The 10,716-nt window shown below is 43.9% G+C and carries 8 protein-coding genes; all 8 read right to left on the bottom strand.

The features are described 5' to 3' along the window. Nucleotides 1–667 precede the first annotated feature (667 nt). Nucleotides 668–1,693, bottom strand: a complete 1,026-nt coding sequence (locus CQA49_RS09240) for an aldo/keto reductase (RefSeq protein ID WP_258864291.1) — start codon at nucleotides 1,691–1,693, stop codon at nucleotides 668–670. A gap of 135 nt (nucleotides 1,694–1,828) precedes the next feature. Beyond that, a complete protein-coding gene (gene hypE, locus CQA49_RS09245; RefSeq protein ID WP_115575672.1) occupies nucleotides 1,829–2,890 on the bottom strand; it encodes a hydrogenase expression/formation protein HypE in 1,062 nt (353 codons plus the stop codon). Further along, a complete protein-coding gene (gene hypD / locus CQA49_RS09250; protein ID WP_115575673.1) occupies nucleotides 2,890–3,984 on the bottom strand; it encodes a hydrogenase formation protein HypD in 1,095 nt (364 codons plus the stop codon). Before hypD ends, hypE begins: the two co-directional genes overlap by 1 nt. Before the next feature lie 4 nt (nucleotides 3,985–3,988). After that, nucleotides 3,989–4,240, bottom strand: a complete 252-nt coding sequence (locus CQA49_RS09255) for a HypC/HybG/HupF family hydrogenase formation chaperone (RefSeq protein ID WP_066387606.1) — start codon at nucleotides 4,238–4,240, stop codon at nucleotides 3,989–3,991. A gap of 18 nt (nucleotides 4,241–4,258) precedes the next feature. Continuing rightward, complete coding sequence (hypB, locus tag CQA49_RS09260) at nucleotides 4,259–4,933, bottom strand: hydrogenase nickel incorporation protein HypB (protein ID WP_258864292.1); 675 nt, start codon at nucleotides 4,931–4,933, stop codon at nucleotides 4,259–4,261. A gap of 176 nt (nucleotides 4,934–5,109) precedes the next feature. Beyond that, a complete protein-coding gene (locus tag CQA49_RS09265; RefSeq protein ID WP_115575675.1) occupies nucleotides 5,110–7,908 on the bottom strand; it encodes a carbamoyltransferase HypF in 2,799 nt (932 codons plus the stop codon). After that, nucleotides 7,898–9,565 (bottom strand): hypothetical protein, encoded by a 1,668-nt coding sequence (locus CQA49_RS09270; RefSeq protein ID WP_115575676.1) that lies wholly within the window; start codon nucleotides 9,563–9,565, stop codon nucleotides 7,898–7,900. Before CQA49_RS09270 ends, CQA49_RS09265 begins: the two co-directional genes overlap by 11 nt. Next, a complete protein-coding gene (locus CQA49_RS09275; protein ID WP_115575677.1) occupies nucleotides 9,528–10,079 on the bottom strand; it encodes a HyaD/HybD family hydrogenase maturation endopeptidase in 552 nt (183 codons plus the stop codon). The genes CQA49_RS09270 and CQA49_RS09275 overlap by 38 nt, the downstream gene beginning before the upstream one ends. Nucleotides 10,080–10,716: the final 637 nt, after the last annotated feature.

Raw genomic sequence — 10,716 nt, forward strand, 5'->3', positions numbered from 1 at the left:
TAAGGGGAGCGACTTCGCAATTCAAGCCCCCTTGTCCCCCTTTGCAAAGAAACTTTAAAACGCAAAGTGGGGTTTGGCTAAATTTAAAGATTCGAAAAAAAGAGAATCTTAAAGGAATTTAAATATAAATGAGATTTTGAAAATTCTAACAAATCAGAATCCTGTAAAATCTAAAGTTTTGTAATATTCTAAAAAATTGGATTATGAAATATGGATTGCTTCGCTACCGCTCGCAATGACAAATATTCCGCGCGTCATTGTGAGGATTTGTAAAATCCGAAGCAATCCATTTAAAAAATATTTTTGAAAATTTTAAAATTCTAGAATCTGCATTTTGGATTCTATTTTTTTAATTCCTTTTATTTTTTGTTTCTTAGAATCTTTTTGCTTTCACTTTTTAAGATTCTCTAACTTCTTAGAATCTTTATCGCAAAAGAAAAAGGGGTTTACCCCCTCCTCACTCCCCCTAGCCCCCGAAAAAGTAAAAGCTCCGCGCTTTTCTTTTTCGGCAAATAAGGGGAGAGCCTCACTTATTTCCTTGCTAGAAAAAAAGGCTAAAATGCACTACTGCATTTTCTTAACGCCTTTTTTTCACCACGCAAGGGGCGAGAATAAGGGTCACGCTTGCGCGTAACTAAAATTCCTTTGATTAGATTTGGCACAAGTCCTATATTTTCCCTTTATGCAAATTAAATAGCCATTTTATCCTTTCTGGGTCGCGATGGTCTAAAAATAAACTTTCACCTTTTTCAAGTTTTGCAATTTGTGTCTTATCATCAGAATCTAACTCGAAATCAAACACATTGAAATTCTCTATCATGCGCTCTTTTCTCGTTGTTTTTGGGATAACGATGATATCACGCCCGATAAGCCAATTTAAAATCACCTGCGCCACGCTTTTGTTATGCTTTTTGGCAATTTTCATTAAGGTAGGATTTTCAAACATATTTTCCTTACCCTCGCCAAAGCTCGCCCAAGACTGCGTAATAATGCCATATTCATTCATCAATTTTTGAAATTCACGTCTTTGATGAAGTGGATTGCATTCAATCTGATTTACCGCTGGTTTTATCTCATTATTTAAGCAAAAATCCACGATTCTATCAGGTAAGAAATTACTTACACCAATTGCTTTTATTCTACCTTCTTTATAAAGCTTGCTCATCGCCCGCCATGCTCCATAAACATCATTATAAGGCTGATGAATTAAATACAAATCCAAATAATCAAGCCCGAGCTTTTTCATTGAAGTATCAAAAGCCTTTAGCGCATCTTTTTCATTTACATGCGTTATCCAAAGCTTTGTAGTGATAAAAAGCTCTTCTCGTTTTATTCCGCTTGATTTAAAAGCAGCTCCTAATGCTTCCTCATTATAATAGGCCTCTGCAGTATCAAAACTTCTATACCCTACACTTAATGCATCTTCGGTGCATCTTTGTGCTTCTTTTAAATCCGTGATTTGGAAAGTTCCATAGCCTAGTATTGGCATTTTTATGCCGTTGTTTAATGTTACGTATTTCATTTTTGCTTCCTTTGTATTTTTAGTATTATTTATTGCGCTATTTTGCGCGACTTTAGAATCTGTTTTAGATTCTGCATTCAGCAAGCTCACGCTCGCAAGCCCTGTGCTAAACGCCAGCGCGCCCATTTTTGCGCTTGCCTTTATAAATTCCCTACGTTTAGAATCTGCCACATTGCTCCTTTATAGTGATTTAAAAATATAATTATAAAGCATGACACTTGGTGTCTGTCAAGGGGAAAAGGGGAAATTTATTGAAGAAATTTGAAAGAATCTAATAAAACTTAAGAAAATCTAATTTTATAGAATCTAGCAAATGCGCGGGAGAAGCTCGCCTTTTGGGGATTCTAAATAACGCTTTGCACCATAGATGCTTTCGCATATCACGCCTTTTGCCCTATCGCTCACCACCTCGCCAATGCAACTTGCCAGCGGATTAAAACGCTGTAAAATCTCTAGCGCCCTTTGCGCGTCTTTGTCATCTACAGCGAGCAAAAAAGTCCCCTCATTCGCCAGCTCATAAGGCTCAAATCCCAGAATCTCACAAATCCCCGCCACCTCATCGCACACCGCGATGTCCTTTTGGCGCACAAGCAGTTCGTATCCCTTGAAGTCCGCCCATTCATTTAGCACGCTTGCAATGCCCCCGCGCGTGGCATCGCGCATACATTGCACGCGCACGCCAGATTCTAGCAATGCGCGCACGACTTCTTTCAAACACGCGCAGTCGCTTTTCAATGCACTTTGCAACGCCAACTCCTCTCTATGCGCTAAAATCACGCCTCCATGCTTGCCAATATCCCCGCTTAAAAGGATTTTCGCGCCAACCTTAAGATTTGCAGTATTTAGTGGCGCGCTAAAAACCCCGCCAACGCACGCGGTATTGATAAAAATCTTATCCACGCTCCCGCGCGGTAAAACCTTCGTATCTCCACACACAATCGCCACTCCCGCATTTTGGGCTTCTTGCTTCATCGTGCGTAAAATGCGCTCCAAAATTTCTAGCTCCAAGCCCTCCTCTAAAATGAGCGCACAACTCAAAAACTGCGCGTCCGCGCCAACCATTGCTAAATCATTCACACTTCCACAAACTGCGAGCTTGCCGATATTTCCCCCGCTAAATTCAATGGGGCTTACCACAAAACTATCGGTGCTAAAAGCAAAGGATTCTTGCGTTTGCGCGCCTGTTTTAATCCCTTGCGCGCCAATTTGTGCGTTAATTTCACGCCCGCACAGAGAATCTAGCGCCAAAATCGCGCTGTCATTTTGCGCGCGTAAAATTTCATTATCAAAAATCCCAAAAATCAAATCATTGATAAGCGCGTGCATTTCCTCGCCACCGCCACCATGTGCTAATAAGATTCTCTGCATTAGCCTAGTCTCCTTTTTTCGTATTTGTAATATGCCGCACATGCGCCCTCACTGCTCACCATACAGCTTCCTAGCGGATTTTGTGGCGTGCAGGATTTGCCAAAAAGCTTGCAGTCAAAAGGCTTTGCGCGCCCTTTGAGAATCTGCGGGCAAAGGCAGGCTTTGTTTTCTTTAATAGATTCCACCTTGCAGTCAAGCACTTTCCTTGCGTCTAAAAAGCTAAATTCCTCTTTCAATTCTAACGCGCTTTGCGGAATTACGCCAAGTCCGCGCCACTCAAAATCACACTGCTGAAAGTAGCGCGCAATTAAGCCTTGTGCTTTAAGATTGCCCTCTTTTTTCACCACGCGCGCATATTGATTATACACAAGCGCGGTGTTGTTATTTGCCTGACGCACGAGATTTAACACAGAATCTAAAATATCTAGCGGCTCAAATCCACTCACCGCAATAGGCACGCCAAACTTCCGCGCGATAGGCTCATAAATCTCACTGCCTGTAATCACGCTCACATGACTTGGCGCTAAAAGCGCTTCAATCTTGCATTCTTCATCTTCCAAAAGCGCGCAAACCGGCTCTGGCACGCGCACATGATTAATATGAAAAAGTACATTTTTTATGCCCATTTGCAAGACTTTTTCCACCAAAAGCGCGCTCATAGGCGTAGTCGTCTCAAAACCGATGGCAAAAAATATGACTTGTTTTTGCGGATTTTCCTGCGCGATTTTTAGCACATCTAGTGGCGAATACAGCGCGCGTATGTCTTTGCCTTGCGCGCGTAGCTCTAAGAGAGAGTATTTACTTCCTTTCACGCGCAGCATATCTGCAAGCGTGCAAAATATCACGCCCTCTTTTTGCGCGAGCGCTAACCCCTCATCAATGCGCGCGCGTGGCATCACACACACCGGACAGCCCGGACCATGCAAAAACTCGATATGCTCACCCACAAGGTGCTGCAAGCCAAACTTCATAATGCTATGCGTATGCCCGCCGCACACTTCCATAATGCGCAGTTTGCGCGTGGATTCTGAAATAATGAGCTTACTTAGGGCTAAAAGCTTGTCTTTGTCGCGAAAGTCATTGATTAAATCCATTGCACTATTCCTCTGGCGGGATTACGCCACTTTGCATATCATCTGCGATTTTTTGATACAGCTTAAGGCTTTCTTGCGCGTATTGCGTGTCAATTTTTTCCATCGCAAAGCCCACATGTATCAGCACAAAATCCCCAACCTCCACAGGCTCTGCTATCAAATCCAAACTCACCCCGCGCCTAACGCCGAGCGTTTCAACAATGGCAAAATTATTCTCATCTATTTCTAACACCTTCGAAGGTATGCTAAGACACATTTTCTCTCCTTAGTTTGCCTAGAATCTTGCTTCTTGCAACTTTTTGTTCAAAAACAAAATCCACTGCTCCAAGCCTTCTTTGCTTTTAGAATCTAGCGCGATGCACTCTACTTGCGGATTGAGCTTTTTTGCTTCCTCTTTGACTTCTTGCAAGTCAAAGTCAAAATGCTCTAAAAGTGCGCATTTTGTCACCACCACGCAATCTGCGCGCCGAAACATCACAGGATATTTTGCCACCTTATCCGCGCCCTCTGGCACGCTTAAAAGCACGACATTAAGGTGCGCGCCCACATCATAGCTCGCTGGACACACGAGATTACCGACATTTTCTACAAACACAAGATTAAGAGAATCCAAATCTAAATGCTCCAACCCCCTGCGCACTTCTAGCGCGTCTAAATGGCAAGTCTGTCCGGTGGTGATTTGATACGCGCTCGCGCCGGCATTTTGGATTCTCTGCGCGTCCTTATTTGTCTCTAAATCCCCTTCAACCACGCCAAGCCTAAAGTCCCCATGCTCGCGCCCATGCTTTATCGTGGCTTCTAAAAGTGTCGTTTTCCCCGCGCCCGGCGAGCTCATAAGGTTGATGCAAAGCACCTTGTGTTTTGCAAGCATTTCGCGATTTATCTGTGCTTCTTTGTCGTTGGCAGCGAGGATTTTATCAAAGACATTGATAGATTTAATTCCATCCATTGTATCGTCTCGTGCGAGTGAATCGCACTTCGCCTCCGCCCCTATTCCCTTGAATGTATCACCTTCGCGGAAGTGAATTCCGCTCGGCTCCGCTTCGCGCTCATACTCGGCGTTTTTTGGTTGCTGGGGCTTGTCGTTTTTATAATGTTGCTTTGTGGTTTTGGATTCTTGCATTTTTACTCCTTGTGTTGGTTTTGTAAGATTGAGATTCCATAATACACCTGCCCGAGTGCGATTGCGCTGTCATTAACGCAAGTTTTATGCGGTATATAGTAGCGCAAATGTTTTGATTCTAAGTTACCAATGGTGCGCTCAAGCAATGCTTTATTTTGAAACACGCCGCCACTTAGCACAGCTGGCATTTTGTAGCGCTCACTCAAAGTAGCAATGAGCTTAGCAATACCATTAATAAAGCCTGTCGCAGCAACCTGTGGTGCATCAATAAGCGCCCTTTCAAACGCGCTTTTATAAGCGATAATCTCTACTTTATCGCGCTTTTGAAGGTGAAAATCATAGCACGCGTCCAAATTTTTGTCATACAAGGATTCTAAACGCATAGGCGCTTGCGCTTCAAAAGTTATAGAATCTAGCCCACACACAAGAGAGGCAAACGCATCAAAAATGCGCCCAAGCGAGCTTGTGTAGAGCTTAGCGCGCGCATGGGCTTTGAGCAAATTTTGCAAATGCGTAGATTCAAAGCGCGCGTAAAATTGTGGCGCTGGGATTTTGTAATGCTCTAAAATGCTTAGGGCAAGGTAGTTGATGTTTTTCAAACTTTTTTCCCCGCCAATAAGCGCAAAAGGTTCAAAATACGCCAAACGCGTGAAACTCTCTCTATCACATCGCAAAACCTCCCCGCCCCAAATTTTAGCACTTATTCCATTGAATCGTATCGTCTGCGCGGAAGTGAATTCCGCCTCGCCTCCGCTTCGCTTACGCTCGCGCTCATACTCGACGATTTTTGGCTTTTTGGATTCTATAGATTCTGCAATGTTTTTTGGTTGTTGAGAATCTTCGCCATATCCTGTTCCATCAAAGGCAAAGCCTAGCACCTCGGATTCTAGCCCATATTCGCCCATCACGCTTAGAATATGCGCGTAGTGGTGCTGCACTCTTATAATTTTTTCATTCAGACGCTCAAATTGCCTTGTGTGCGAAAAATGCGGGTGCAAATCTGCCACAATAAAATCAAAAGATTCTATGCCATAGCTTTCCTTAAAACGCTCCAGCGTGGTAAAAAAGCGCTCCTGTGTAGTAAGCGTCTTCAAATCGCCAATGTAGGGGGAATGGATCATAAGTCCATCTTTGTATATCGCAAAAGTGTTTTTTAACTCCGCGCCGATGGCTAAAAAACAGCCTTTTGGGGCTTGAAAGTCTATTCCATTAATTGGTATCGTCTCGTGCGAGTAAATCGCACTTCGCCTCCGCTCCACTTTGTTTCGCGCACATATTGCACCATTTTTTGTTGATGAAATTTGTAGATTCTGCGACGCTGTTTGGGAATTTTGAGAATCTATTCTATTAATTGGTATCGTCTTTGCGGAAGTGAATTCCGCTTCGCCTCCGCCTCGCTTACGCTCGCGTTCATACTCGGCGTTTTTTTGACTGCTAAGATTCTGCAGATTCTGTAACGCTGTTTGGGGATTTTGAAAATGTATTCCATTAAATTGTATCGTCTGCGCGGAAGTAAATTCCGCTTCGCCTCCGTCTCGCTTACGCTCGCGCTCATACTCGGCGTTTTTTTGATTGTTAAGATTCTGTAGATTCTGCGACGCTGTTTGTAGATTCTGAAAATATAGCCACACTTCCGGCTTTAGTCCGCGTGATTGGCGTATCCACTGCACTTTTTCGCCCACCACAAACGCGATACTTTCATCGCTGGGATTGCAAATCTCCCTGTCATAATCAAGCGCGTAATCCCACACATGGCGCAATTTGCCCAAATCCTCAAAACGCGCGATGATAGGCTCTGCGCTGATATTTGCACTTGTAGCCACAAGCGGGAAATCAACAAACAAAAATAACGCCAAATGCAACGCGCTGGGTGCCAAAAAAATGCCAACTTCGTTTAGCTCGGGCGCGATATTTGGCGCGAGGGCAGAATCCGCTCTTTTTTTCACAAGCACAATTGGCTTAAAAAGCTCGTGTAGCAGCGCGGATTCTCGCGCGTTTATATGCGCGAACCTCTCTGCCATTGCAATGTCTTTACACATAATGGCTAAGGGCTTATGTGGGCGCACCTTTCGCTCACGCAGTGTTTTTACCGCGCGTAGATCTTGCGCATTACACATTAGATGAAATCCGCCGATGCCCTTAAATGCGATAATCTTGCCTTCTTTTAACTTCTGTGCGCAAAGCTCAATGGCTTGCAAATCCTGTGCTAAATTTGCGCCACTTTCTAGCGCGTCATTTGAGCGCAAAAACGCCCGCGGTCCGCATTCCTTGCAAGCGATAGGCTGGGCGTGGTAGCGACGATTGAGCGCATTTGTGTATTCTGCCTTGCAAGATTTGCACATATCAAAGGCGCGCATCGTGGTGTTTTCCCTGTCATAGGGGAGTTTTTCTATGATTGAGTAGCGCGGTCCGCAATTGGTGCAGTTGATGAAAAGATGCTGGTAGCGCCGATTTTTGGCGTCATAAAATTCTGCCTTGCATTCCTCACAAATCCCGCTATCTGGGAGAATCACCGCTTGCAAAGAATCATTTTTGCAAGAATCTAGTATTTCAAAGCCACTGCAAGTTTCATCGCTTTGGCTTTTTTCAATATGTGTGATTTTTGCCAAAGGCGGGAGGTTGCCTCGCAGAAAACTAAGGAATTCCTCACAGCGCGCCTCGCTTTCACATAGTAATAATTCCACGCCACGCGCGCTATTACGCACGCGCCCATTTACGCCAAATTTACGCGCGCTTGTATAGATAAAAGGGCGCATACCCACACCCTGCACGCTTCCTTGCAAAGTGAAACTAAAGCTCAAGAGGATACCTTTGGCTAATGCGCGTGATTTTAGTGTGCTTGAGCGTAAGATTTGCAAGCGTTGGGTGGCTAAAAAGCGCACCAAAACACACTAGGCGCGTGATGCCATATTCAGATTCTAACTTGTCGCTAAAATCGCTTAAGAAAAGCGCTAGAGATTCAATGCAACCAAACGCGATATTGCCTTCACTCGCGCCAGCTAGGCGGAAACTAAGCGCAGAGCGTATCACACGCACACAATCAAGCTCATTTGTATCGCGCAGTTTAAAATCAATCCGCACACCTTTATTCCCCTTCACACTACCATAATCACGCGCGAGCGCGAAAAAATCGCCTTCAAATTGAAGCATTTTTGCAAGCAGTAAAAAAAGCGTGTAGAGATTATCTATTTTTGCAATCCCCACACTTACAAACTCCCCGCGTGGCAGCTCAAAAGCCTTTTGATAATTTTGCAAAAGTCGCTCTCCGCCCTCGCGCTTTTTTAGCTCCTCATAAATTGCCTCAAAACTACTAGGAAGCGGGACTTTGAAAACCAAATAATCCTTATTTTGCCTATTTGCAAAGATATAATCCCTCTTTTGTATGCTGAAAAATGCGCGAGCATAAGGGACGGATTCTCTAGATTCTAAAAACTCATTTTTTATAAGCTCCCAAAGCGCGGTATTTTTCTCTTTGTGTGAATCCAAAAATGCGCGCGATTTGGAATCTAAAAACGCCATTCCCTGGGTGATTGCAAAGCCATTTTCTAACTGCGTGATACGCAAATCCCGCGCCTTGCTTTCAATCCCTAAAAAATTAATTCCCTCTTTGTAAAGCGCCTCGCACACGCGCTTTAAGCTCAAATCCCAGCACGCGCGCACATCAAAAAAAAGTGGCGCGTTTGGCGCGGCATTTCTAAAAATCGCACTTAGGCGCAGTGAAAGGATTGGCTTCTCAAAACTCGCAAGGCGCACAAGGCTCGCCTCATCGCAGACAAACATCTTCGCAAGCGCGCTTAAATGCGTCGGCATAATATAATCGCAGGAAAAATCGCTAAAAATGCGAAGTGTGTAGTCGCCAAACTCTGCGCTTTTATTTTGTAAAATCGCCTGTGTAAGGCTTTTTGCAACTTCATCAAGCGCGTGAGAGCCAAATTCATTTGTGCCAGATTCTACGCCAAGGGGGGTTAAATAGGTGCCGGCTATTCCATCAATTGTATCGCCTTCGCGGAAGTGAATTCCGCTCGGCTCCGCGAAAGCTTCGTTACACTTCGCTTGCGCGCTCATACTCGACATTTTTTGATTGATTAGATTTGTAGATTCTGCAACGCTGTTTGGTTGATGAGATTGTGAGATTCTAAAATCTCTAAATTCTTTATTTTCAAAATTTTGACACAAATGCGCGCCTTGTGGCAAATGCTCTGCAAGTGTGACTTGCGTATCTCGCAAGAAAAGCAAATGCGGGATCTTGCTAGCCAAAACATTGCTAAAATCCTCTAGATTCTCTTTGTCCCCTTGCGCATAAAGCTCTACTTTATCCCCTTTGTCCCCTTGCGCGTGGATAAAAAAAGGAATTTTGCACTTTTGCGCCCAGTATTTTAAGAAAAACTCCAAAATTTCTGCACTGCCAAAAATTTCAAAACTAAAGCGAAGTATTAAATTGTGCGTTTTCCCACTCATTAGCTGCCTTTTGTATATCAAACTCTGCGATTTTCTCGCACTTTATATTAAGCTTAGAAAGATAGTTTAGAAGCGTTTTTTCCATCACTTTCGCCCCTTGCAAAAGCGCCTCACTAAGCGCAAAACTCATAGGCTCAATGCGCTGTGGCACGATGGCGAGAATCTTTGTAGGCGGTCTATCTCCGAGCAAATCCATCATCTGCAGGGTTTGAAGCATCTCAACCTCATGCGCACTCCCCGAAAACTTCACAAAATGCGGCATCGCCTCAAAGTCAAAAAAATACACATCGCCAAGCGCGCCATCATCAGATTCTATACAATCCACGATAATGGCTTCGTCAAACTCCGCAATGATGGGGCTTAGGTGGTTTGCCAGCGTGCCACCATCAATAAAACTCACGCTATGCGCGCTGGATTCTATTTTATACGCGTTTTGAAACGCACGCACAAAATGCACGCCAGCGCCTTCATCGGCAAAAAGGACATTGCCAATGCCTAAAATTAGGATTTTCATTTTGTTCCTTATAAATTATGTCGTTACCCAACAATAATAGCGCGTCAGCGCAAACCGCGATTTTGCGAAAGCAAAATTCAAATAAAATGGAATTTCAGTTACGCGCAAGCGTAACCCTTATTCTCGCCCCTTGCGTGGTGAAAAAAAAGGCGTTAAGAAAATGCAGTAGTGCATTTTTAGCCTTTTTTTTCACCACGCAAGGGAAGTAGCGAGGCTCTCCCCCCGAAAGAAGAAAAGCGCGGAGCTTTTCTGGCGCGGGGGGGAGTGAGGAGGGGGGAGCGACCTTTTGCGTGAAAAAACAAAATTAGAGAATCTAAAGAAGTTTGAAAAGTGAAAGCAAAGGGATTCTGATAAAGTAAGACAAAAGGATTCTGAAAAATTAAGCCATTGCGAGCGCAAGCAAAACAATCATCTTTAGAATCCAGCTTTTTTTAGAATCTTGAAAAACTTTTGCAACGACTTAGATTCCGCAAGATTCTGATTTTTTTTAGAATTTTCAGAATCTCATTTGTATTTTTAATTCCTTTAAAAAGATTCTATTTTTCAGAATCCCTTAATTTTGCCAAACACCACTTAGATTCTCAAAATGGGTTTTTTCGATAAGGGGGAGGGGGCTTGAATTGCGAAGTCGCTCCCC

Source organism: Helicobacter sp. MIT 00-7814 (genome assembly GCF_003364115.1).
Classification (GTDB): Bacteria; Campylobacterota; Campylobacteria; order Campylobacterales; family Helicobacteraceae; genus Helicobacter_F.

Bases quoted from the DNA above. Each gene is read 5' to 3' on its own strand.
- hypE (WP_115575672.1), bottom strand. From the start codon at position 2,890: ATGCAGAGAATCTTATTAGCACATGGTGGCGGTGGCGAGGAAATGCAC.
- hypD (WP_115575673.1), bottom strand. From the start codon at position 3,984: ATGGATTTAATCAATGACTTTCGCGACAAAGACAAGCTTTTAGCCCTA.
- CQA49_RS09255 (WP_066387606.1), bottom strand. From the start codon at position 4,240: ATGTGTCTTAGCATACCTTCGAAGGTGTTAGAAATAGATGAGAATAAT.
- hypB (WP_258864292.1), bottom strand. From the start codon at position 4,933: ATGGATGGAATTAAATCTATCAATGTCTTTGATAAAATCCTCGCTGCC.
- CQA49_RS09270 (WP_115575676.1), bottom strand. From the start codon at position 9,565: ATGAGTGGGAAAACGCACAATTTAATACTTCGCTTTAGTTTTGAAATT.
- CQA49_RS09275 (WP_115575677.1), bottom strand. From the start codon at position 10,079: ATGAAAATCCTAATTTTAGGCATTGGCAATGTCCTTTTTGCCGATGAA.